Annotated in this window: 26 protein-coding genes; 12 read left to right on the forward strand and 14 right to left on the reverse strand. The window is 30.1% G+C overall.

Going from position 1 to position 24,510, the window contains the following annotated elements:
* Position 1: 1 nt before the first annotated feature.
* The gene (locus GFV01_RS07785) at positions 2-1,249 is read right to left on the reverse strand and encodes an aspartate kinase (protein WP_160566179.1); all 1,248 of its coding nucleotides are present in this window, start codon (positions 1,247-1,249) and stop codon (positions 2-4) included.
* Between the two features lie 255 nt (positions 1,250-1,504).
* Between GFV01_RS07785 and fbp the strand changes: the two genes are divergently transcribed.
* Both fbp and GFV01_RS07795 read left to right on the forward strand, forming a co-directional pair.
* Positions 1,505-2,515, forward strand: a complete 1,011-nt coding sequence (gene fbp, locus GFV01_RS07790; RefSeq protein WP_105296477.1) for a class 1 fructose-bisphosphatase — start codon at positions 1,505-1,507, stop codon at positions 2,513-2,515.
* The gene (locus tag GFV01_RS07795; protein WP_160566182.1) at positions 2,502-2,972 is read left to right on the forward strand and encodes a GNAT family N-acetyltransferase; all 471 of its coding nucleotides are present in this window, start codon (positions 2,502-2,504) and stop codon (positions 2,970-2,972) included. The genes fbp and GFV01_RS07795 overlap by 14 nt, the downstream gene beginning before the upstream one ends.
* An 82-nt stretch (positions 2,973-3,054) precedes the next feature.
* Here GFV01_RS07795 and GFV01_RS07800 read toward each other — a convergent pair whose 3' ends face one another.
* Together GFV01_RS07800 and GFV01_RS07805 are read right to left on the reverse strand one after the other, a co-directional pair.
* A complete protein-coding gene (locus GFV01_RS07800) occupies positions 3,055-5,598 on the reverse strand; it encodes a TonB-dependent receptor domain-containing protein (protein WP_160566185.1) in 2,544 nt (847 codons plus the stop codon).
* Positions 5,599-5,964: 366 nt separating this feature from the next.
* Complete coding sequence (locus GFV01_RS07805; protein WP_160566188.1) at positions 5,965-6,459, reverse strand: metallophosphoesterase family protein; 495 nt, start codon at positions 6,457-6,459, stop codon at positions 5,965-5,967.
* A gap of 27 nt (positions 6,460-6,486) precedes the next feature.
* On the opposite strand from GFV01_RS07805, the gene truA reads away from it, so the two are divergent.
* The 4 genes from truA to GFV01_RS07825 all read left to right on the forward strand — a co-directional run bounded on the left by truA (position 6,487) and on the right by GFV01_RS07825 (position 11,105).
* On the forward strand, positions 6,487-7,236 hold the full coding sequence (gene truA / locus GFV01_RS07810; protein ID WP_160566191.1) for a tRNA pseudouridine(38-40) synthase TruA: 750 nt from the start codon (positions 6,487-6,489) through the stop codon (positions 7,234-7,236).
* Positions 7,226-8,989 (forward strand): ABC transporter ATP-binding protein, encoded by a 1,764-nt coding sequence (locus GFV01_RS07815; RefSeq protein WP_185150340.1) that lies wholly within the window; start codon positions 7,226-7,228, stop codon positions 8,987-8,989. Before truA ends, GFV01_RS07815 begins: the two co-directional genes overlap by 11 nt.
* A 200-nt stretch (positions 8,990-9,189) precedes the next feature.
* Entirely contained in the window at positions 9,190-10,008 is an 819-nt protein-coding gene (locus GFV01_RS07820) for a 2,3,4,5-tetrahydropyridine-2,6-dicarboxylate N-succinyltransferase (protein WP_160542934.1), read from the forward strand.
* A 14-nt stretch (positions 10,009-10,022) separates the two neighbouring features.
* Positions 10,023-11,105 carry a glycosyltransferase family 9 protein gene (locus tag GFV01_RS07825; protein ID WP_160566193.1) on the forward strand — a complete coding sequence of 361 codons (1,083 nt, stop codon included), beginning with the start codon at positions 10,023-10,025 and terminating at the stop codon, positions 11,103-11,105.
* Here GFV01_RS07825 and GFV01_RS07830 read toward each other — a convergent pair.
* On the reverse strand, positions 11,079-11,462 hold the full coding sequence (locus tag GFV01_RS07830) for a DUF423 domain-containing protein (protein ID WP_160542932.1): 384 nt from the start codon (positions 11,460-11,462) through the stop codon (positions 11,079-11,081). The two genes, GFV01_RS07825 and GFV01_RS07830, sit on opposite strands and share 27 nt — an antisense overlap.
* A gap of 12 nt (positions 11,463-11,474) precedes the next feature.
* Complete coding sequence (gene nth, locus GFV01_RS07835) at positions 11,475-12,098, reverse strand: endonuclease III (RefSeq protein WP_160566196.1); 624 nt, start codon at positions 12,096-12,098, stop codon at positions 11,475-11,477.
* A gap of 201 nt (positions 12,099-12,299) precedes the next feature.
* Between nth and GFV01_RS07840 the strand changes: the two genes are divergently transcribed.
* Positions 12,300-12,785, forward strand: a complete 486-nt coding sequence (locus tag GFV01_RS07840) for a GyrI-like domain-containing protein (protein ID WP_160566199.1) — start codon at positions 12,300-12,302, stop codon at positions 12,783-12,785.
* 32 nt (positions 12,786-12,817) lie between these two features.
* Here GFV01_RS07840 and GFV01_RS07845 read toward each other — a convergent pair whose 3' ends face one another.
* Complete coding sequence (locus GFV01_RS07845; RefSeq protein ID WP_160566202.1) at positions 12,818-13,687, reverse strand: AraC family transcriptional regulator; 870 nt, start codon at positions 13,685-13,687, stop codon at positions 12,818-12,820.
* Between the two features lie 171 nt (positions 13,688-13,858).
* Between GFV01_RS07845 and hemA the strand changes: the two genes are divergently transcribed.
* Together hemA and hemC are read left to right on the forward strand one after the other, a co-directional pair.
* Positions 13,859-15,112, forward strand: a complete 1,254-nt coding sequence (hemA, locus tag GFV01_RS07850) for a glutamyl-tRNA reductase (protein ID WP_160566205.1) — start codon at positions 13,859-13,861, stop codon at positions 15,110-15,112.
* A gap of 7 nt (positions 15,113-15,119) precedes the next feature.
* Positions 15,120-16,037, forward strand: a complete 918-nt coding sequence (hemC, locus tag GFV01_RS07855; protein WP_160566208.1) for a hydroxymethylbilane synthase — start codon at positions 15,120-15,122, stop codon at positions 16,035-16,037.
* An 8-nt stretch (positions 16,038-16,045) separates the two neighbouring features.
* Here the strand turns inward: hemC and ribH are convergent, their stop codons facing one another.
* The 5 genes from ribH to GFV01_RS07880 form a co-directional block, all read right to left on the reverse strand.
* Entirely contained in the window at positions 16,046-16,525 is a 480-nt protein-coding gene (ribH, locus tag GFV01_RS07860; protein WP_160566210.1) for a 6,7-dimethyl-8-ribityllumazine synthase, read from the reverse strand.
* On the reverse strand, positions 16,525-17,232 hold the full coding sequence (locus GFV01_RS07865; RefSeq protein WP_105296490.1) for a tetratricopeptide repeat protein: 708 nt from the start codon (positions 17,230-17,232) through the stop codon (positions 16,525-16,527). The genes ribH and GFV01_RS07865 overlap by 1 nt, the downstream gene beginning before the upstream one ends.
* Positions 17,233-17,269: 37 nt before the next feature.
* Positions 17,270-17,932: a leucyl/phenylalanyl-tRNA--protein transferase gene (gene aat, locus GFV01_RS07870; protein WP_160566213.1), complete on the reverse strand. Its 663-nt coding sequence runs from the start codon at positions 17,930-17,932 to the stop codon at positions 17,270-17,272.
* Between the two features lie 64 nt (positions 17,933-17,996).
* Positions 17,997-18,386: a DUF3127 domain-containing protein gene (locus tag GFV01_RS07875; protein ID WP_105296492.1), complete on the reverse strand. Its 390-nt coding sequence runs from the start codon at positions 18,384-18,386 to the stop codon at positions 17,997-17,999.
* A 134-nt stretch (positions 18,387-18,520) separates the two neighbouring features.
* On the reverse strand, positions 18,521-19,357 hold the full coding sequence (locus GFV01_RS07880) for a flagellar motor protein MotB (protein ID WP_160566216.1): 837 nt from the start codon (positions 19,355-19,357) through the stop codon (positions 18,521-18,523).
* Between the two features lie 211 nt (positions 19,358-19,568).
* On the opposite strand from GFV01_RS07880, the gene GFV01_RS07885 reads away from it, so the two are divergent.
* Entirely contained in the window at positions 19,569-20,336 is a 768-nt protein-coding gene (locus GFV01_RS07885) for an alpha/beta fold hydrolase (protein ID WP_160557747.1), read from the forward strand.
* Positions 20,337-20,432: 96 nt separating this feature from the next.
* Positions 20,433-20,762, forward strand: coding sequence for an iron-sulfur cluster assembly accessory protein (locus GFV01_RS07890; protein WP_105296495.1), 330 nt, complete (start codon positions 20,433-20,435; stop codon positions 20,760-20,762).
* Positions 20,763-20,838: 76 nt separating this feature from the next.
* Here the strand turns inward: GFV01_RS07890 and GFV01_RS07895 are convergent, their stop codons facing one another.
* A complete protein-coding gene (locus GFV01_RS07895) occupies positions 20,839-21,267 on the reverse strand; it encodes a hypothetical protein (RefSeq protein ID WP_160557746.1) in 429 nt (142 codons plus the stop codon).
* 385 nt (positions 21,268-21,652) lie between these two features.
* On the opposite strand from GFV01_RS07895, the gene sufB reads away from it, so the two are divergent.
* Positions 21,653-23,107, forward strand: coding sequence for a Fe-S cluster assembly protein SufB (sufB, locus tag GFV01_RS07900; protein ID WP_160566219.1), 1,455 nt, complete (start codon positions 21,653-21,655; stop codon positions 23,105-23,107).
* A gap of 85 nt (positions 23,108-23,192) precedes the next feature.
* On the opposite strand, the gene GFV01_RS07905 is transcribed toward sufB, so the two are convergent.
* Together GFV01_RS07905 and GFV01_RS07910 are read right to left on the reverse strand one after the other, a co-directional pair.
* Positions 23,193-24,101: a ferric siderophore ABC transporter substrate-binding protein gene (locus GFV01_RS07905; protein WP_160566222.1), complete on the reverse strand. Its 909-nt coding sequence runs from the start codon at positions 24,099-24,101 to the stop codon at positions 23,193-23,195.
* Positions 24,102-24,104: 3 nt separating this feature from the next.
* On the reverse strand, positions 24,105-24,509 hold the full coding sequence (locus GFV01_RS07910; protein ID WP_160566225.1) for a biopolymer transporter ExbD: 405 nt from the start codon (positions 24,507-24,509) through the stop codon (positions 24,105-24,107).
* Position 24,510: the final 1 nt, after the last annotated feature.

Raw genomic sequence — 24,510 nt, forward strand, 5'->3', positions numbered from 1 at the left:
GTTATTCTTTTACAATTGCTTGGTAAGTTTGTTTTACCAATTGTTCTAATAAAACTGTTTTTCCTTTTTTAAAATTATTTCGTATTTTTTGTGAACTATTCGTTATCGTAAATAGACGCACATTTTCTTCTAATGTTACATTAAAAGAATTTGCGAGTATATTCAGTAAAATGTTAATTGAATTAAATTTGTCTTCAATAACCAGTGAAACTGAACAAGCAGAAACCTTGATCATGTTAGTTTTAATATTCAGTTCAGTAAGTTGTTTGAAGAGTATACAAAGAGTATCTTCCAGATTATAAGTAAAATAAATGGAAGAAATAGTAAGCAAATGTACATTTAATTTTCGTATGAAACAAGAGACGCTGGGATCTCCCTTAACTCCTTTCGTAATATAAGTGCCATGATTTTCAAGTTCTAAAAAAGAACGAATGTTCAATGGAATCTCACCTTTATACAAAGGAAAAATGGTTTTCGGATGAAGGATGGATGCTCCAAAAAATGACATATCCATAGCTTCTTCATAGGAAAGAGATTTTAATAATTGAGCATTTTCATAGTAGTCAGGATCTCCGGTCATAATTCCCGGAACATCTTTCCAAATGGTAACACCTTCAGCATGTAAACAATAGGCAATTATGGCAGCAGAATAATCTGAACCTTCCCTTCCCAGAGTTACAGTAAAATTGCTGGAATTCGAAGCTAAAAAACCTTGAGTAACATATGTTTGAGAAGTATCAAAATTTTCAAATTGTTTTTGCGTACGTTCCCAATCTATAGTCCCTTCTCTATAATTATCATCAGTTTTTAGATAATTTCTACTATCAATCCAAGTATTGGTAATTCCTGAATAATTTAAAAAAGAGCTTAAAATTCTGGATGAAATAATTTCACCAAAACTAACCGTTTGATCGTATAAGAAATTAAAATTATCGGATGTATTGTTAGTTAGTAAAGATCGCAAATTTTTAAAAATATTCTTAATTTCGTTATAAACTTCCGTATAATTAGAAAATAATTTTTTAACTATTTCTAAATGCTCCTCCTCTATTCTGTCAATTAATAGTTTATAAGTATCATTATTTTGAAAGTATGCTTGAATAACATCTTCTAATGCGTTAGTCGTTTTACCCATGGCCGAGACAACAATAATGGTTGATTTGTATCCGGTTTGGTTTAAAACTTTTAAAATAGCACGTACATTTTTTTCATTTTGTACTGAAACACCTCCAAATTTATAAACTTTCATAAATGATAGTTATATATTTTCAATATATAAAAAACACATTTTCCCATAAATAAATCTTGTGAAAAAAGAATTTTTACACATCGGGAATTCACGTATTAATAGACTTAAAATTTATATTATAATGATAAACAGTACAATAAGTATTTTAAATATTAAAAGACCTTCAGCAAATATATGACAAATCTGCATATTACTTATAAAGTACAACCAAAAATCAATATATTTGGAACATTCAAAAAACTAAATATATAAAATATGAAATCGAAGAGCTCACAGACTTTAGGCGAATTTATAATTGATAAACAGGCAGATTTTAAATATTCTTCAGGAGAGTTGTCACGCCTTTTAGGAGCAATAAGATTAGCCAGTAAAGTTGTTAATCAGCAAGTTAATAAAGCTGGGCTCGTTGATATTATTGGAGCAATTGGAAATCAGAATATACAAGGTGAAGAGCAACAAAAATTAGATGTGTTTGCCAATGATGTATTTATTGGTGCCTTAAAAAATAGAGAGGTCGTTTGTGGAATTGCTTCCGAAGAAAATGAAGACTTCATCAGTATAAATTCTAAAGATAATTCACATAACAGTAAATATGTGGTATTAATTGATCCATTAGACGGATCTTCCAATATCGATGTAAATGTTAATGTAGGAACTATTTTTTCTATTTATAGAAGAATATCGGAAGATGGACCGGTAACATTGGAAGATTTTTTACAACCGGGAAATAAACAGGTAGCAGCCGGATATATAGTGTACGGTTCATCAACAATGTTAGTATATACAACAGGTAACGGTGTAAATGGTTTTACTTTAGATCCGGCTTTGGGAGTGTTTTATCTTTCACATCCTAATATTAAAATACCTGAAGATGGGAAAATATATTCCGTAAATGAAGGAAATTATCTTAAATTTCCTCAAGGAATTAAGAATTATATAAAATACTGTCAAGAAGAAAAAGAAAATAGACCGTATACTTCCCGTTATATTGGATCTTTAGTTTCCGATTTTCATAGAAATATGTTGAAAGGAGGCATTTACCTATATCCTTCCTATTCACAAGCCCCTAAAGGCAAATTACGATTGTTATATGAATGTAATCCTATGGCATTCCTTGCGGAACAAGCAGGAGGAAGTGCCAGTGATGGTTTTACACGAATATTGGATTTAAATCCTGTTGAATTGCATGAAAGAACACCATTTGTTTGTGGATCAAAAAAAATGGTTGAAAAAGTAGAAAAATTTATGAAAGATGCTCAAGAGTAGCACTCATCCTTATGATTATGTTTTAAAAAAATTTGATCAACTTACTTTAGACGAATTGTATAACTTATTACGATTAAGAAATGAAGTATTTATAGTCGAGCAAAAATGTTCATACCAGGATTTGGATTATAAAGATTATAAAGCGCATCATTTATTACTGTATAAAGGGGAACAATTAGTTGCTTATTCCAGGATTTTTCCTGAAAAAGTTTCCTTTAATGAAGCTTCCATTGGAAGAATTATAGTTTGTAAGGAATATCGTTCTACCGGTTTAGGAAAAATTTTAATGGAAAAATCCATAGAGTCATTATTTACACTTCATGGTAAACAACCGATAAGAATCGGTGCCCAATATTATGCAGTTCCATTTTATAAAAAATTTGGATTTGAAACTGAAGGAGAAATTTATTTTGAAGATCATATTGAGCATATTGAGATGGTAAAGAAAGAAAACTAATATTCATATAAAAAAAAGTAAAAATTAAAGGCTGATAATATTTAAATTATCAGCCTTTATTGATTTATATAAAATTGAGTATTTATTTTAACGGACCGGAAGGTAACAATTTGTTAGAATTTGAATTAGTATCCTCTTCAATAATTGTATTTTCCTTTTTAATATTACGGTTTTTATCAAAACTGTAAGATAGTTTAATATAGAACAATTGATCGCTGTCTCTACTGTAATAATTGGTTCTTAAATTAAAGTTATTAATATCAGAATTAAACTTAGTAGGACCCAATATATTTTGAATACCTAAAGAAGCCTTAATAGTTTTGTTACTAAAGGATCTTGAAAGTTCTATATTAGAATAACGAAAAGGTTTATAGGATTTGTAAATTTCAAAATATCCCTTATCTGTACTAGATAAAAAGAAAGTGGTTAATTTAAAATCTTTTGGTAGGATTAATTGAGCATATATTACATAAAACCACATAGGTTTTACTTTATCTAAATATGGATAATCATTTACTTTGTAGTAATTATACATTCCATAAAGGTAAATGAAATTCATTTTATCCATATTCATAGGTTCGTCAAAGAATTTTTTACCCATGGTAACCAATTTAAATGGAATAGGAATACCAACCCATACGTTATAGTTTTTCATGCCGTGAAATGTACGAGTAGTTTGATTTACGGTTAATGAATTGTCTTCAGTCTCGTAATACAGCATATTTATATTTTTAGAATACGTATAGTTGAAAGAGATTTTCAAATATCTCCATGCACTTAAAGAAACTTCATAGTTATCGTAATAATCCGGTTTAAGATGTAAGTTTCCTTCCGAAGTATTGAATTCGTCAAAATAGTTGGTTAAATTCGGATCCATATTAGAATAGGAAGGAGGCATCATACTCTTTCTGTAGGTAGCATTAAAATCCAGCGTAGGATTAAATTTATATAGTAAACTAAAAGATGGGAAAAACTTTTCAAACGTATATTTAATACTTTGATCCGTAGTTTTTACTTTATTTTTAAATTCTAAATTTTCATAACGAACCCCTGCAGTCAAATCCAACTTTTCAAATTTTTTGCTTAGCTCTCCATATAAAGCATATTGATTTTCATCATATATAAAATCCCTGAATGAATTATAATCCGGATTTTCCAGTATAGAAGAAGAAGTATTTAAAAGATTATATTTTCCGTTACTGGTATATTTAGTATGAGAATACTTTCCACCGGTATTCATTTTTATTCCTACCTTATTAAAAGAAAATTCAAAATTAGGATTCACTTGAAAATAATCGGATTTATAATCAATATCGTTTACAGAATATTTATAAAAACCCTCATTATTCTGAATACTGTTATTTGTTGAATTTTTGTTAAAGTGTTTATAAGATGCCGTTATATCAAACAAGTTTCCTAATGTATCTAATTTAACCTTATACTTTGTGGTTAATTCATGATTGGTGTTATCTTCCGAATATTTTGAATTATTTAAAAGATTAATTGGTTCAATATCATTAGAGCTCAAAGATTCACCCGTATAATGATTACTGTTATCAGTATAACTTAAATTATAATTGATCAATAAATTACTGTTTTTGTTAAGGCGAATATTTGAAGAAGGTCTGAAATAATAAAAACGATTATATTTATTTTCAATATTCTTTTGATCAAAAATAATGGAAGGAGTGAAAGAAGTAAATTCCCTTTTATAATAGGTAGTTTTATCGTTTTCCCTATAATTATAACCACTATTTAATTGTAAGGATACACTTTTTAAACGACTATTTAAACTAATGGAAGGAGATACGCGGTTGTTCTTGTTAAATTGGTAATTTAAAGAAGCAGACCCGTTTATTCCTCGCAATGCACGACCATTAGTAATAATATTTATTATACCACCACCTGTTTTAGCATCGTAAGAAGCTCCCGGGTTAGATATAATTTCAATTTTTTCAATAGCATTTGATGGTAAACTTTGTAATAAATTTTCTAAGTCACCACCCGATAGACCTGTCGGGATATCATCAATATAAATAGTCATGGACTTACCATTTACGGTAAGATTTCCACCATATCCCTTGATTACCCCAGGAAGTTTTGTTAAAGTTTCTTGTGCACTTCCGCCGGAAAGTAAATCATTATCCTTTATCGTATAAGTTGTCTTATTAGCTTCTAATTTAATAAATTTCTTACGTGCCCCGGTCACTGTTACCCCCTCAATTTCTTTTTCAGCAGATTGGGAAGGTTTCTGAATTTCTTCACTAATTTCGGGATACGTACGTGTTAGATATACCTCACCTAAATATAGGGTATCTTTACTTTGTTTGGTAATAGTGAAATCAAGATATTGTGATTCATATTCAGGTACTGAAATATAAATTCGAAAATTACCAGAAATTTTAGTTATTGCATAACTATTAAAACACTTTGTAGAAACTAAACTTTTTAGGTCTTTATAACCGGAACTATTTTCATATTGGAATGTAAAGTTTTTCTTTACGTTAACATCAACACAGGAATTTTTTTCTTTATCTATAACTTTAAAAGCTACTACAACTTTTGATTGAGCAACACCTAATAAAGGGAGCATCATTAAAGATAAACGAATAACAGATCTTATCATAAACTGAATTTGGCAGAATAATTTTTAAACATTAGTATCATTTGATATTAATTATGTTACGTTAAATACTGTAAAATATTTAATCATAATCAAAAAATTTGCCTAAATGTAACAACAAAATTCGTTATTTTAAATCAGTATATAGAGTATCATTAATATATTATGATTTAAATAATAATATTAATATTAGTTAATATTTATAAATTTAATAATTATTTAGGAAAAAAATAAATTAAATTGAAGAAATATCCAGGCGAGTATTATTAGAATTGCTAAAGATTAAATTTTAAAATTTTTTTGAATTTTACTGTTTAAAAGGGACGCTAAGTCGATAAATTAGTACTTAAAGGAAAACATAAAAACAAATTATCTAGTAAATTCAATAACTTCTAAATTCTGTATAGTTTCCTGATTTATTTCAAATCTTAACATAGTCCTTACCTTATGAAATCCATAGATTCCTATAGCACCCGGATTCATATGAAGTAAATGAAGTTTTTTATCATTCATAACTTTTAAAATATGTGAATGGCCGCAAATAAAAAGTTTAGGAGGATTCAATTTTATTTCTTCGCGTATGATTGGTGCATATTTACCCGGATAACCGCCAATATGGGTCATCCATACATCCACTTTTTCACAAAAAAAACGTAGATTAAGAGTGAATTCTTTACGAATTTCTGTTCCATCAATATTTCCATAGACCGCTTTAAATACCGGAACCGTTTTTTTTAAAGTTTCGGAAACCTTTATATCACCAATATCACCTGCATGCCAAACCTCGTCTGCTTGGGAAGCATATTCCAATATACGATCATCAATATAAGAATGGGTATCGGAAAGCAATAATATTTTTCTCACTATTTTTGTAGTAAATTTACAATAAAATTGCGTTATTTCATTCAATTTTCATACGATGGTACTCAGTATTATGGGTATCAGAGACAGCCAAAACATATATCAGTACAAGAAAAATTAGAATCGGCATTAAGTCGATTACTTAGAAAAGAGATAAAAACAATTGGTGCAGGAAGAACCGATACGGGAGTTCATGCAGCTGAAATGTATGCTCATTTTGATTGGGAAGAAGAATTGCCGGATCAATTGGTTAGAAAATTAAATTCTTTATTGCCTTCGGATATTTCCATAAAAGCAATATTCCGAGTTAAAGACTCCGCACATGCACGTTTTGATGCAACGGAAAGAATTTATAAGTATAGAATTTCTACCCTGAAAAATCCTTTTAAACAGCAATTCCATGCTCAATTTCTTTTCTATCAGTTTGATGTAGATAAAATGAACAAAGCTGCAAAAGTATTATTTGAATATAAAGATTTTACCAGTTTTTCAAAACTACATTCGGATAATAAAACGAATGATTGCTATATTTACCAAGCAGAATGGCAACAATATGAAGATGAATTAGTCTTTACCATTGCTGCCAATAGATTTTTGAGAAATATGGTTAGAGCAATTGCAGGAACTCTCATGGATGTTGGCAGAGGAAAAATTGATGAAAAGGAATTTAGAAACATAATTGAAAAAAAAGACCGTAAATTTGCTTCCACTTCAGCACCTGCTAAAGGTCTTACTTTAGTGAAAGTTAACTATCCTCAGGACATATATTATGAAACATAAAAAAGAAAAAAACGTAAAAGCAGGTCAAGCACTTTCTCGATTAATGGAATTGGGAAGTAAATATCCTGTATGGTTTTATTCTACAATTTTTATAGCATTGGCGTTAGCATATGTTTCCTCTTTCCGTCCGGTTGTAATAAGTCATGCAATAGATGTTGATATTATTAAAAATAAAAATTTTTCAAATTTATATCATTCCCTTTTGCTTATTTTTTTATTAATGTTGACTGAAGTTGTTTTACAATTTTTTTTAGTTTATGCTTCTAACTTTGTTGCTCAAAATGTGATTCGTAGCGTACGTATAAAATTATACAAAAAGCTCATTTATTTTAAATCTTCTTTTTTCGATAAAACGCCTTTAGGAGTGTTAGTCACTCGTTCTGTATCCGATATCGAAACTATTTCAACTATTTATACCGATGGAATTTTAATGGTTTTAGGAGATATTCTTCGTATAATTTTTGTGGTAGTAACTATGTATTGGATTAATTGGGAATTAGCAACCATAGCATTGTTCATCTTCCCGATAATGACTATTATAACCCGAATATTTCAAAAAGCCATAAAAAAAGCTTTTTCAGAAGAAAGAAATCAAACAGCTAATCAAAACAGCTTTGTTCAAGAGAGGCTGTCAGGAATGACCATCGTTCAAGTATTTAATCAACAGAAAAAAGAATATAAAAAGTTTTTTCAAATTAATCAAAAATTAGAAAAAGCCTATCTTAAAACAGTTTTCTATTTTTCACTTTTTTTTCCTGCTGTCGATATTATTACCGGTATTGCCATTGGTGTCATGATATGGTATGCAGGTTATAATGCATTAACGGCACACAATATATCACCGGGTGTAGTTATAGCTTTTACTACTTCCTATGTGAACATGCTGGTGAGGCCCATGAGGCAAATAGCAGATCGTTTTAATACCATTCAAAGAGGTATTGTTGGAGCGGAACGAGTTTTTACCGTATTGGATTCCAATCATGAAATATCAAATAAAGGAACTGTAAAAAAAGACAACATTAAAGGAGATATCATTTTTGACCATGTGTCATTTTCATACGTAAAAGGAGAAAGTGTTCTTAAAGATCTATCATTTACGGTTTCCAGTGGAGAAAAAGTAGCAATTGTTGGAGCTACCGGAGCAGGAAAATCAACTATTATAAATTTATTAAGCCGTTTTTATGAAATTTCGGGAGGGCATATATATATAGACGGAACGGATATAAAATCGTATGAATTATACAATTTACGGTCGCACATCGCTGTAGTATTACAAGATGTATTTTTGTTTAATGATACCATTTTAGAAAATATCACTTTTGGAAATAAAGATATAACCTTAGAAGAAGTACGGAAAGCTGCAAAAGAAATTCAAATAGATGATTTTATAATGAGCCTTCCCAATGGTTACGGCTATGAAGTAAGTGAACGGGGAGCTTCCATCTCTTTAGGTCAACGACAATTGATTTCCTTTTTACGGGCTTATTTATATAACCCTTCTATTCTGGTGTTAGATGAAGCAACTTCTTCTATAGACACTAAATCAGAGGAATTAATACAAAAAGCTACCGATAAGATTACTAAAAATCGAACTTCCATTATTATTGCTCATCGTTTAGCTACCATACAGAATGCGGACAAAATTATCGTATTAGATCATGGAAAAATAGTTGAAATGGGAAACCATAATTCTTTGTTACAACGAAAAGGGTACTATAGAAAACTTTACGAAGCCCAATTTTCCCAAACTTAAAATCAATATCCATTATAAATTTTTAATATTTACCGGCTAATTATATTTATACATTACTGTTTATTTTATTAAAAATGAATAAAAATTTATCTAATAATAAATTTTACTTTTAGTATATTTCTAAAATATGTGTGTATACATGTAAATAAACGTAAAAAACAATTATAAAAATTGTTAAATTTGTTGTATAAACAAAAAATATGAAAGATTTACAACAAACTATTGAAAAAGTTTGGAATGACCGTGCATTATTATCGGATAAAGAATATCAAAAAGCAATTCGAGAAGTAATAGAATTGTTAGATTCAGGAAAACTAAGAGTAGCACAGCCGTTAGAAGATGGAAAATGGCAAGTAAATGAGTGGGTTAAAAAAGCGGTAGTATTATATTTCCCTATACAAAAAATGGAAACCTATGAAGTAGGTATTTTTGAGTATCATGATAAAATTCCTTTAAAAACAGGATATGCAGAAAAAGGAGTTCGTGTAGTACCTCATGCAGTTGCAAGAAAAGGAGCATATATTTCCAGCGGTGCGATCTTAATGCCTTCTTATGTTAATATAGGTGCTTATGTAGATGAAGGTACTATGGTAGATACTTGGGCAACCGTAGGAAGTTGTGCACAAATTGGTAAAAATGTACATTTAAGCGGAGGTGTTGGTATTGGCGGTGTTTTAGAACCTTTACAAGCGGCACCGGTTATTATTGGAAATAATTGCTTTATTGGTTCACGTTGTATTGTTGTAGAGGGTGTACATGTTGATGATGAAGCGGTTTTAGGAGCAAACGTTACCTTAACTTCTTCTACTAAAATAATTGATGTTTCAGGAAGCGAACCTAAAGAATATAGAGGATATGTGCCTCCACGTTCAGTAGTAATTCCCGGGTCTATAACTAAAAAATTCCCTGCAGGAGAATATAACGTAAATTGTGCCTTAATTATAGGAACTAGAAAAGAAAGTACAGACAAGAAAACATCGTTAAATGATGCTCTTAGAGAGCATAACGTATCTGTTTAGATATTAATCATATAGTGAAAGCGCTATTAATACAATATAACAATGTTGGAGAAGTATTACTCTCCAGTGTAATTCCTAATAATCTAAAGAAAATCTATCCGGATATTAAGATAGATTTTCTTTGTTATAAAAAATATATTGGAGTTATACAGAGAAATCCTAATATTGACCGTATAATAGCTATAGATACGGAGCATATACGTTCCGTACTTTTCGTATATAAATATATCCAGTTAGTAAGAAGTGAAAAATACGACATACTTATTGATATGTCGCAGAATTTTAACAGTATCTTGCTAACCTTATTTTCAAAAGCAAAGAAAAAATACAGTTTTTCCAATCCTTTATTGGATAAATTTTATGATAAAACCGTCTCTAAAGTAGAAGAACCAATTACTCAAACGTGTACCTTATTGGAAGATCGTTTAGTAATCTTACAAGAATTTCTAAAAGATAACTCTATACCTATCGATCCATTAGCTAAAATATATCTAGCTGAAGATGAAATTGAGGACGCTAAAGAAAAAATGATAAATGCGGGCATACATTTTAAACGTCCGGTAATTATGTTGGGTGTTTTGGGTTCAAACATACATAATACTTGGACGATGGGTAATATGGCAAAACTTATAGATTTTATATGGGCAAATTATAGAGCCGATTTATTATTTACCTATTTGCCTTCGCAATATAAACAAGTAAACGAGCTGCTATCTTTACTAAATTCCAATACCAAAGTATTTGTTCAGCCGGTAGGAAAAACGATACGTGAGTATGCCGCTTTTATGCAAAATTGCACTTTATTTATTGGAAATAGCAGTAGATTTGTAATTACGGCAAAAGCTCTGCAAAAACCTACTTTCACCATTTATCCTCCTTATATCAGTAGAAAAGATATTGCCTGTTATGAAAATACTAACTTACACCAAAGTGTTCATTTACACGACTTTTCTCCCAGGCTATACGAAGACTTTTATCAAAATGAATTAAAAAATGATTCGTCTAAATTTTACTTAATGTTGTCGTATGAATTTGTAATAGTAAAAGTTAGAACGTTCTTAAAAGAGCATTTAATTACTTTTAATAAAATAAAATAATAAACAAGCCCACCCTATGATCATAAATGTTCCACCAATAGGAGTTACAGGGCCTAAAAAACGTAAATTGATATTCCAATAATCAGAAAAAGCTAATAGATAAATACTGAAAGAAAATAGAAATGTACCTATAATCATTCCCCATCCGGCCCATTTTTCCAAACCCGAGCTAAACGATAGAGAAAATCCAATAATTAAAAGAGCCAATGCATGATACATTTGATATTTAACACCTGTTTCAAAGCTTACTAATTTTTCAGCTGAAAGCATTTTTTTAAAAGCATGAGCACCGAATGCTCCTAAAATAATGGAAATTAACCCATAAAAAGCCCCTGCTACAAGAACAATATTTTTCATAATTTTAATTAACTAATTTTCTAATAAATATTTGGTTATATAATCTTTTTCTAGATTCCAGCCTCTAGCCGGTGAGTATTCCCGACCGTAAAAAATAATTTGAATGTGTAAGATATTCCATAATTCTTTAGGAAATAATCGTTTAGCATCTTTTTCTGTTTGTTCAACATTTTTTCCGTTGGTTAATTTCCATAATTTCATAAGTCTGTGAATGTGTGTATCAACAGGAAATGCCGGGTGTCCAAAACCTTGGCTCATGACAACGGAAGCCGTTTTATGACCCACGCCGGGTAAGGCTTCTAATTCCTCAAAACTTTCCGGAACTTCACCGTTATATTTTTCTACCAAAATAGTAGAAAGTTTATGGATATTTTTGGATTTAGTGTTCGATAAGCCTATTTCTTTTATATATTCTTTGATTTCCCACTCAGGCAATTCAGCCATTTTAAAAGCATTGGGAGCAACTTTGTAGAGAGCAGGTGTAACTTCATTAACCTTCTTATCCGTTGTTTGAGCAGAAAGTAATACGGAAATTAATAAAGTAAATACATCTTGATAGACTAACGGAGCAATAGGGTTTGGATAGAGCTTGTTTAACTCCGTTATTATGTACTCTACTTTTTCCTTTTGTTTCATTAAAGCATATAAATTATAATCTAAAAATACTAAATTTTAAATTAGGTTGATGTTATAGAGAAATAAAATTTCTATTTGTTTTGAAAATGCAAATAAAAATAAGTCTTATAAGTATATTGTAATTTATTATGTATTTGGATTAAATTAGTTATGATAGAATTAAATTTTCGTACTTATATTAAAATATTTTATCTTTACTATATGGATGTTATACCGAATATTAAAGAAATAGCAGAAAAAAAATTAATAGGCATTTGTAAGTATATGTCTTTGTCTAATAATTTAACCAATGAATTATGGAAAGATTTTATCCTAAGAAAAAAAGAAATAAAAAATATTCATACTGATGAATTAATTTCCATGCAACTATATCCCGTTTCATTTGATTTTAATCCTACAATTAAATTCAAAAAATGGGCTGTTGTTGAAGTATCACAGATTGAGAATATTCCAAAAGATATGGAAAGTTTAATTCTTTCAGGAGGGCTATATGCAATTTTTCATTATAAAGGTTTTAGTGAAGACGATACTATTTTTAGATATATATTCACAAAGTGGCTTCCTCATTCAGAGTATAATGTTGATAATACCCGACCTCATTTTGAGGTATTAGGAAAAAAGTATAAAAATAATGATCCCGATTCGGAAGAAGATATTTATATCCCAATAAAGACAAAAAAAATTTAAAATAAACGGATGTATCAATTATGAAAATATTATTATTTCATCATCCATTGCTTGGGCGTAATTCCATATTTTTTCTTAAAAGCCTCTATAAAATGACTGGGATTTTCATATCCTAAATCATAAGCGATTTCCTGCACCTGTTTAACTTTCAAGTTTAATTTTTCTTTACCGATTTCTAATTTTGTATCCAGTATAAAATGAGAAATAGATTTTCCGTATATTTTTTTAAAACCTTCTTTAATTTTATACTCACTTAAATTAGTAGTTTCAGAAAGTTCTTTTAAAGTAGGTGGAGAAGCTATATTTTCCATTAAGACCTCTTTAATTTCATAAATCTTACGAATGAATTTTTCATCTTTTATAGGTAAATGGTATGAAGAAGTAGAGGAATTTGAAGAAAAATAATAAAGTAAGAATTCATGTAATTTCAATGTCAAATAATGATTTTCAAATTCTTGATCTAAGGTAAAATCTTCAAGTTGTGAAATAATTAACTTTTCTTGGATGCTTAAAGGCTTTTCATGATAAAATTTAGTGTAATTGTTTTGAATGAGTAAAGGAAGTTTATCTTTATGTTTGGAAAAAATATCTTCCAGTTTTTGAATAGCTATTACGAAAATGACCAGCTTTGATTTTTTCGATAAACTGATATTAATAGGAATATCTATTTCAGGATGAAAAAGAAGTAAGGAATTCCCTTCATTCATAACACGTAAAGATTCATTTTTAAAATGAAAAGAGGCTCTTCCTTTAGTACAAAGATAAAATTGCACAAACCGTTTGCCAACTGGTTTGGAAATAGTATCAGTCAGAATAGTATAATTATCTATCTGAGCCATATAAATATCCGATCCAATTTTGTTTTCTCTAATTCTACTTTTAAAGGTATTTATTAAATCCATTACCAAATTCTTTATCTATCAATTTACAACCACAAAATCATGATATTTATCATGTTAATTAACTATTTAGATTAGTTCTAAAATTGTAAAAATTTACTTTTAGAGGTATTTTTTTATAAATATAGGTATTTTCTCCATACATGGACTCATAAATTTGCTTCAACAAAATATATGAAAAAGCTTCAGCCTAATAATATTAAAAACTTTTATGCAATAAGTTTGAGCTTTGTAAAGGCAGATACAGAAATTAGAGGAAAGTTTAGTTTTTTTCCTGAATTTGTGGAAGAGTTTTCCAACAAAATTAACTCCCTGTCGGATACTCATATTTTCATACTATCCACATGTAACCGTACAGAATTATATTTTCAAACAGAAAACCCGGATTATGTAATTGATATATTTTGCAAGCAAATAAAAGTAGATTCTGCTGAATTTAGAAAGTATATAACCGTTTATAGAAGAGAAGAAGCCATTAAACATTTTTTAAGAGTTTCAGCCGGTTTAGAAAGTCAAATTATAGGTGATTTTGAAGTCATATCTCAAATAAAAACATGGTTTAAAAGATTTAAAAAACATAATTGCACTAATGCTTTTTTAGAAAAATTACTAAACACAGGCATTCAAACCTCAAAAAAAATTAAATATACAACTTCAATAAGTACAGGAGCTACTTCTATGTCTTATGCAGCAGTGCATTATATTTTAACTCATTTCACTCAACTATCAGAGAAAAAAATTACCTTGATTGGTACAGGAAAAATTGGTAAAAATACTTGTGAAAATTTAATAAAACATATCAATAATCCTAACATAACAGTACTTAACAGAACCTTTTTTAAAGCGCAAGAAGTAGCCCAAACATTCAATCTAAAGGTGGCAAACTATGAGCAAATGCAAGAACAGGTTATTAATTCAGATATTGTTATTGTAGCAACCAGGGCATCGAAACCCATAATTACAAAAAAAGATTTACACTCTAATCAACCCATAACTTTAATTGATTTATCCATCCCTTCCAATGTTTGTTTATCTGTAAAAGAATACAATCATATAACTTTAATAAATGTTGATGATTTGTCCCAAAAAATCAACGAAACACTGGAACTAAGAAATAAAGAAATTCCTATAGCTGAAGGGATTATAGACGAAATGATAAATGAATTTATAATTTGGTCTGAAAATAGAAAATATGCGCCGATCATTCACGCTTTCAAATCAGATTTAGAGAGAATTAAAGAACATCAATTGAAAACACTAAAAAAAGATCAGATGGTAGTTTCTGAAGAAGAAACAGAATTATCAAATCGTTTAGTACAAAAAATTACCAACAGACTAGCTAACTATCTTATTACTAACCCAGAAAAAGCAGATGACACCATAAATTTATTTACGGAAATGTTTCAACTGCAAGAATATAAAGTATAAAATATTTATGAGCCCTATTCGTATTGGAACACGAAACAGCCCATTAGCAATGTGGCAAGCGTTAAAAGTGCAAAAGAAAATTAAGGAATTAGGTTTTCAAGCTGTAATTGTACCCATTACCTCACATGGAGATAAAAATCTCACACAACCTTTGTATCAAATGGATATTATAGGTGTTTTCACAAGAGATCTGGATATTGCACTTTTAAATGATAAGATAGATGTTGCTGTGCACAGTCTCAAGGATGTACCCACCTTATTACCGGAAGGAATACATTTATCAGCGGTTCTAGAAAGGGATTATGAAGCAGATGTATTAGTTAGAAATCCGAATAAAATAGACAAACTAAGTTCTTATGAAAATTTATATTTAGGAACAGGCAGTTTAAGAAGGAGAGCCTTTTGGAAAGCAAAATATCCAGAAGTAACATTTGGAAATATACGCGGAAATGTACAAACCAGATTATCAAAATTAGATGCAGAAGGTTTTGATGGGACTATTTTTTCACTTGCAGGAATAAAGAGACTGGGTTTACCTTTGGATTATGAAGTATTGGATTTTATTATTCCGGCTCCGGCACAAGGTGTAGTTGGCATTACCTCTTTGGAAAAAAACAGAGAATTAACAGAATTGGTAAGAAAAATTAATCATAAGGACACTCAAATCTGTATTGATATTGAAAGGGATTTTTTAAATAACATTGAAGGAGGATGTACCGCGCCCATAGGAGCTTTAGCCAAAATTAAAAATAATCACGTATATTTTAAGGCTGGAATAGTTTCTTTAGACGGAACTAAAAAAGTACTTCTAGATGAAAGTTTTCCAATTTCAGAATCATATGAAAAAGGAAGAATACTTGCCTTAAAAGCTAAAAAAATGGGCGCTGAAGAGATAATAAACGAAATTAAAGCCTATAGAGAATAGTAATAAAATTACTTATTCTTTAACTCTGCCATTCGTACTGCAACTACTCCGGCTTCTACCCCTTTATTTCCTAATTTTCCACCACTACGATCTAAAGACTGTTGTACATGATCATCCGTAAGTACGCAAAATACCACCGGTGTATCCATGTGTGTATTTAAATACGTAACACCATCCGTAACAGTTTTACATACATAATCAAAATGAGCCGTTTCGCCTCGTATAACGCATCCTATTACAATAACTGCATCATAAAGCTTAGTGTTACATAGTTTGGTTGCACCGAATACCAATTCAACAGATCCGGGTACGAATATAGAATCAATATCAGATTCTTTAGCACCTAAATCAAGTAAAGTATCAACAGCTCCTTGGTGTAAGTTATAAGTAACTTCAGAATTCCAATCTGAAATAACAATAGCGAAACGATAGGCTCCGGCATTGGGTAAATTTTCTTTATTATAGATAGATAAGTTTGTTGTTGCCATTATTGTTTTCCTGTTGCGTATTTAAGTCTTTCGATATATGCGTCTACTTCACCTGAAGCATCTACATCCGGAAATTTATCTTTAATATTTTGAAAAAATTCTAAGGCTTTTTCGTTTTGGTTTAAAGACATAGCCAATATACCGGCTTTTTTACTGAATTGATAAACAGTGGCTGCATTTGAACTTTCATTAGCAGCTTTAGTCATATAATTTAGTGCTTCATCTGTGTTATTAAGTTCGGCATAAGTATCAGCAATAGCGCCATATTTAACGGCTTTTAAATCTTTGTCAGAAGTATCAAATTGGTTAAAATGGTCCAAAGCATTTTGATAGTTTCCTTTTTTAAATTCGGCTATTCCGGCATATAAATGCGCAAATTTTCCTGCTTTTGTAGATCCATATTCTTCAGCGATGTCAATAAAACCGGAAACTCCGCTGGATTTTCCACCTAATGCCTGATCTGTTTTTCCTTCATCATATAAATTTTGAGCGTCTACCAGTAAATCGGAAGCCTCAATATTTTTTGGAGTTACTACATAATTATCATAAATAACATATCCTAAAACTGCGATAATTACAATAGCAAAAAAAATACCTATCGGTTTTGCATACTTTTGTAAGAATTTTTCACCATCTAAGGCAGAAGTATTTAAAGAATCTAAAATTTCTTTAGTTGCGTAATTGTGCTTTCCTTTATGTTTTGACATGTGTCTGAATATGTTTTTAGTGCGCTAAAATAGGCATTTATAAATTGAAATCCAAATTTTTAATGGCCTCGCATTCTAAGTAGGTTTTGAATTTTTCCCGTGAGATTTCAACGGCTCCAAGTTGTTCCAGATAAGAAGAATAAATTTGACAATCAATAATTTTATATTGATTAGAATATTTCTGGGTAAAATAGGAAAATCCGCATTTTGAAGCATTACTGATTTTTGAAAACATACTTTCTCCACAAAATACGGTATGTAAATCTATACCGTAAAATCCTCCCACCAAAACATGGTTTTTCCAAACCTCAACACTTTTTGCCAATCCCTTTTCATGCAAGTTACAATAAGCATGGAACATTTCTTCGGTAATCCAAGTTCCTGCTTGACCAGATCTTTTAATGGAAGCACATTGTTTAATTACTTCCGGAAAACATTGGTTTTCCGTAAATTCAAAATACTCCTTATTCAGTAATTTCTTAGTTGATTTAGATGTTTTTAAATTTTTTGGATAGAGTACAAATCTGGGATCCGGAGACCACCATTGTATAATTTCCTTAGGATTATACCAAGGAAAAATCCCCGATTTGTATGCCAGAAGTAATCTTTCCGGTGTTAAATCTCCACCTATGGCAAGAAGTCCGCTTTCATCAGCCAAAGAGATATCGGGAAATTCTAATTTTTGTGTTAACCAGTACATACGTATAAAAAAAGCACCTTTTTTAGAGGTGCTTGAATAATTTTAAAATATATGAGTATTTTATTTAAAACGGTAAATCATCATCCTCTTCTTCTTGCATACTTGGAGCAGACGGTGCAGGAGATATATGTGCGGAAGGAGGAACCATAGGATTATCTTGTCCCATTCCGGAAGAAACAGGCATTAATTTTTCAATTCTCCAGCCGGTTATGCTGTTGAAATATTTAGTTTCACCTTGTGGATTAACCCATTCACGGCCTCTAATATTAATTGATACTCTCACATCATCTCCTACATTAAAAGAATTAATGATATCTACCCGATCTCCTAAAAGCTCTATTAATATATGCTGAGGATATTGTTCTTCCGTAGTTAACACTACTTCTCTTTTTCTGAATCCGCTATCAAATGTTTGAATATCAGATATTAATTTTATTCTTCCTGCTATTTCCATATCTACTGTTTTTAGTTTAGAATACAAAATTAAAAAATAATTTTCAGCGAAAAAAAAAGATATTACCGAGTTTTTAATAAAAAGAAAAGGATCCCAAAAGGGATCCTCGTATATTGTAAATCAAAGAAAAGTATTTATTTTACTTTTTGATCCATTAATTGCATAAATTGATCTAGTTTAGGAAGAATTACAATTTCAGTTCTTCTGTTAACTGCTTTATTTTCAGGATTTGTATTAGGAACTTTTGGTTGATATTCTCCGTGACCTCCGGCAAGTAATCTGGCAGGATCCACTCCGAATTTAGTTTGTAACATTTTAACAACTGACGTTGCTCTCATGGCACTCAAATCCCAGTTATCTCTTATACAACCTGCAACAGAATTTTTAAATTGATCATTGTCAGTATATCCCTGAACTTGAACATCATAATCTTTGTAATCATTGATAATTTTAGCTACCTTTTCCAAAACATTTTCTGCAGTTGGAAGCACATCATAACTACCGGATTTATAAAGCATTTTATCTGATAATGAGATGAATACCACTCCTTTCTGAACTTGAACGTCTACATCGCTGTCGTTTAAATTATCTAAAGAACGTTTTAATTTATTAGATAAAGCAAGATTTAAAGAATCATTTTTTGCACGAGCTTCTGTCAAACGTTTAATATACGCATTAGATTCATTAATTTGACTAATTAATTTGTCTATATTAACAGTTCCGGCTTTTCCGGTAGCCATACAGTCGGCTAAATTTTGTTGTAATACATCATTTTGTTTACGTATCAAATTCATTTGTTCTTCCAGTGATTTGTTTCTCTCTTTTAAAGAAGTGATCGAACGATCTTTTTCAACATTTCTTTCAAGACAAGATTCATAATTAGCTTTTGCCTGTTCAAATTCTTTTCTACTTACACAAGACATTGCTAAAAAGCCAACTGAAGATAGCAATGCTAATTTAATAATTTTCATATTTTTTATATTATATATATTTTATTTAAAAATCAGTTTAAACCATCAGTTAAAAGTAAGTCAGTATCCTACTCAGATAAATTTTAATGGTAAAAATAGTAAATTAAAATTAAAAATGGTATAAAAACTGATATAAAAATTGAAAACAAAGGATTCTTAAGTCGCTTTGTAAAAAATTGTACTTTTGTATTAATTAATTGCTTATAACAGTATGCTATACTACAGAGATAAAGGAAAAGGTAAAGTTATAGTTTTTTTACACGGTTTCTTAGAAAATTCAAGAATGTGGAGGTTTTTTCAAAATAATTTATCCAAGAAATACAGAGTTATAACCATTGATTTACCGGGCCATGGAAGATCTTCTAAAAAAACAAATGAAGTCAACAGAATGGAAGATATGGCCAAAAAAGTAAACAATGTTTTGGAGCATTTGAAAATAGATGATGTTATAATTATAGGTCATTCGATGGGAGGATATGTAGCATTAGCCTTTGCAGATTTATATAAGTATAAAGTTTCTGGATTGGGATTATTTTATTCTACCACATTACCGGATGATGAAATAAAAAAGGAACAAAGATTAAAAGCTGCCGAAGTAGTGGTTAAAAATCCTAAAGAATTTTTCCGTTTATCAATTCCTAATTTATTTGCTCCTGAAAATGTGCCCCTTATGCAATCAGAAATAAAAACAGCAATTTCTTGGGCTAAACATGCTTCTTTAACAGGGATATCAGCAGCTTTAAAAGGCATGAGGTTACGTAAAGATAGGACGGATGTTTTAAGGAATTTAGACAAACCCATCTTACTCATTTTAGGTAAATATGATACTGCAATTAAAAATTCCGAACTAATAAATAAATTAGAAGGTACAGAACATCTTTCTATATTTGAGATTTCTACCGGACATATGGGAGCATTAGAAGCGCCTGAAGAATGCTTAGAAATTATGGAATTCTGGTTAAATCAAAATTTTAATTGATATCATTATTACAATAACTTATATGTAGTGTAAAATGAGTAAGAATTATTATTTGTAATTTTGTATTAGTGTAATCCTATATATTTGTTTAATAGTATGATAAAGGTATCGCAAGAAGCAGAAAAGAAAATCATTGAATTAATGAAAGAAAGTGGTTTTGACAGTACTAAAGATTTCGTAAGAGTAGGAGTAGCAAGCGGGGGGTGTTCGGGATTGTCATATAAGCTGAATTTCGATCACAATCAAAACCCTGAAGATAAAGTCTTTGAAGATAAAGGAATTAAAATATTGGTTGATAAAAAATCCTTTCTTTATTTAGTAGGAACCACCTTAGAATATTCCGGAGGTTTAAATGGAAAAGGTTTTGTTTTTAACAATCCCAATGCTCAAAGAACCTGTGGGTGCGGAGAAAGTTTTGCTGTTTAAAAGAATAAAATAGTATATAAAAAAACCCTTCTTTTTTAAAGAAGGGTTTTTTTATAAAACTATTAATTACTTACACTTATTTATTCATTACTTCAGCAGCCATACTATCAAGCTTTCTTACATAATCATTAAATTTATTTAATTCTTTAGGGTTTGAAGACAATTCTTCAGTTATAATTTTTCTAGTAATAATTAATTTTTGATTTTTCTTGGTAAGTTCTGTGAGTTTGTTCAAATCTTTCACATCAGCAGCATTAATATATTGATCTATATAAGATTTATATTCAATTAAAAAATTTTGAATAATAGCATCAGAAAACTTTGGAATATCTTGATTTAAAATTTCCCTAGCTTTATCTTCTGGGACTTTTATTTCTAAATCTTCATTCAATGCTGGAGTGTTTGGCTGAGTAACTTCTTGAGTAATTGAGGTTTTTTGATTGTTTTTACAAGATTGTAAAGTAATTAAATTAAAAATAATAAAGGGTAAAACTATTTTCTTCATATAAAAATTTATTTTAAGCTAATGTATAAAAAAAATGATTTAAAAATTATATGAAGATATTTTATAAGTTTTTTATGTTTTGTAGTTGTATTTATTAAAAATATTTATATTGTAATATCTAATTTAATATAGAATTTAGCTAATTTATAATTTTAAAATAAATTTATAACTATATATATTAATTATTTTAATTCATGAAAGAAAGATAACACTAAACTTTATTCAATTAATAATATTTACTAAAACAAAAATTGAAATTCCATTATTTAAAAAATCTATCAATGTGTATTTATAATGTTTGATAAACTCAGTATTTTTGCACATAGAACCAATCTAAGTTTAATAAAGATAGCTGAGCTGTCTTCTAATCAAATCAATTGATAAAATGAGCAGAGCAAAATATACAGAAGAAGAATTACGGTTAGACCTTGAACAAAAAGATTATGAGTATGGTTGGACCACGGATTTGGAATATGAAGATTTCCCTACCGGATTAAATGAAGATATAGTTCATGAAATTTCCAAAAGAAAGAATGAACCGGAATGGATGTTGGAATGGAGATTAGACTCTTTTAAATTATGGAAAGAAATGAAAGCTCCTCATTGGGCTAATGTTACTTTTAAAGAGCCTGATTTTAATAATATAAAATATTATGCGGCACCTAAACAGAAAAAAGAATTAACGAGTTTAGAAGAAGTAGACCCGGAATTATTGAATACTTTTGACAAACTAGGCATTCCGTTAGAAGAACAAAAAAGATTAACAGGAGTAGCAGTAGATGCGGTAATAGATAGTGTTTCAGTTAAAACAACCTTCACAGAAACATTGGCTGAAAAAGGAATTATTTTTTGTTCTATAAGCGAAGCCATTCAAAATCATCCGGATTTAGTTAGAAAATATTTAGGAAAAGTCGTGCCTAAAAGCGATAATTTTTATTCTGCTTTAAATTCGGCAGTTTTTTCAGATGGTTCGTTTTGCTATATACCAAAAGGAGTGAAATGTCCGATGGAACTTTCTACCTATTTTAGAATTAATCAATCCGGAACCGGTCAATTTGAAAGAACACTTCTAATAGCCGATGAAGGAAGCTATGTTTCCTATTTGGAAGGATGTACAGCACCTCAAAGAGACGAAAATCAATTACATGCAGCCGTGGTTGAATTAATCGCTTTAGACGGAGCAGAAATAAAATATTCAACCGTACAAAATTGGTATCCGGGAGATAAGGAAGGTAAAGGAGGTATTTATAACTTCGTAACCAAAAGAGCTCTTTGCGAAAAAAATGCTAAAATTTCTTGGACACAAGTTGAAACGGGTTCTGCTGTTACATGGAAATATCCATCCTGTATTTTAAAAGGAGATAATTCAATTGGAGAATTTTATTCAATAGCAGTAACTAATAATTTTCAACAGGCAGATACAGGAACAAAAATGATCCATATTGGAAAAAATACACGATCAACAATCATATCAAAAGGAATTTCTGCAGGTAAATCACAAAACAGCTATCGAGGATTAGTTAAAGTTTTACCTCAAGCAGATAATGCAAGAAATTTCTCTCAATGTGATTCTTTGCTGATGGGTAATAATTGTGGAGCTCATACCTTTCCCTATATTGAAATAAAAAATAAATCTGCCCAAATGGAACATGAAGCCACAACCTCCAAAATAGGTGAAGATCAGATTTTTTATTGCAACCAGCGAGGTATTGATACTGAAACTGCAATAGCATTAATTGTTAATGGATTTAGTAGAGAAGTACTTGATAAGCTTCCTATGGAATTTGCAGTAGAAGCAAAAAAATTACTGGAAATTTCGTTAGAAGGTAGTGTTGGATAAAAGCGTTGGATAAATATATTGTTCAGTAAAAAAACTTTCTATACCATAGAAAGTTTTTTTTATTTGGTTATTTTTTCAACTATTTTTAAAAATTGATTTTATACGTGCCGGTTACCGATCGAGTACCTGCATTACCTTTTACGTATTGTTTAATCCATTTAATGCCTGTATTCAATAAACAAGTATTATTTATCCCTGATTTTCGACTAACTGAAATAACGTTTCCATTTTTATCAAGTGTATAGGAAAAAATAATAGTTCCGGAACCATTGCAACTATGTTCGGGAACTTTTCCGCCTCTTCCCATAGTACCCGGAATGAAGCTGACTAATTTTCTTCCGTTTCCAATACCCTCGCCACCGCTTCCGTTGCCTCCTGTTTCTACTCCTTGGTTTTGACCCGGTCTTCCTCCGGTCCCTTCACCGGTGGAAAATGTCCCTGTTCCTTTACCTTTTATTAAATTTCCTAGAGCGGCATTTCCTTTGGGATTACCTCCTGTAGAACTCTTATTTCCTACACCTGCTACTGTTTTGGATTTAGTTTTATTTGGGATAGTTTTTGAGTTAATTTTGGTTACAGGTTTGGTTTTATCCTTTTTCTTAGTTACCGTTTTTTTAACAGGTTCGGGAACAATATCTTTGGTTTCGTTCTGATTGGCTAAAATAGGTTTATTTTCTTCTTCTTGTTTTGAATCTTGGGAAGATTTATCTTCAAGATTTGTTACTGATTGTACTTCTCCACCTTCACCCGATAAAACATCTTGATCAATAGGCTCTTCATCCCCTAAACCCACTTCATCAGTACCAAAATTAGCACCCATATCATCCATATCAAAGTTTATATCAATATAAGCAGGGGGAGTCATAGTTAAAAAAACGGTTTTATAAGTTAAAATAAATGATAATATGGCGGCTGAAATTATTAGAGTAATAATACCGCTAATTAACTTCTCCTTTTTATTATCATAATACTTAATTTTATAACTATCACTCATAGCTTATTTTTCCTCTTGAGTATGCGGATTCGTCGCAATTAAAACTTTGTATTTATTTCTATTGGCAATATCCATTAAAAAAACAACATCTTTGTGTAAAGCCTCCTCATCTGCTGCAATAACAAAAGTAGGAGATGGATTGGCGTTAAATATCGTTTTTAAGGTGGGCTCGATTTCGTTTTTAGCTATTAATTTTTTATTTAAAAAATATTTTCCATCCATAGAAACCCCTATATAAACTCTTTCAGCGGGCATTTCCTGACCTTTGGCAGTTGGCAATTTTATATTTAAAGCAGACTGATTTGCAGATGCAGTAAGCATAAAAAATGTAAGCAATAAAAATATTACATCTGTTATGGATGCCATGCTGAATTCCGGAGTAACTCTATTTCTACTTCGTAATTTCATA

The organism is Apibacter sp. B2912, from assembly GCF_009827835.1.
Lineage (GTDB): Bacteria > Bacteroidota > Bacteroidia > Flavobacteriales > Weeksellaceae > Apibacter.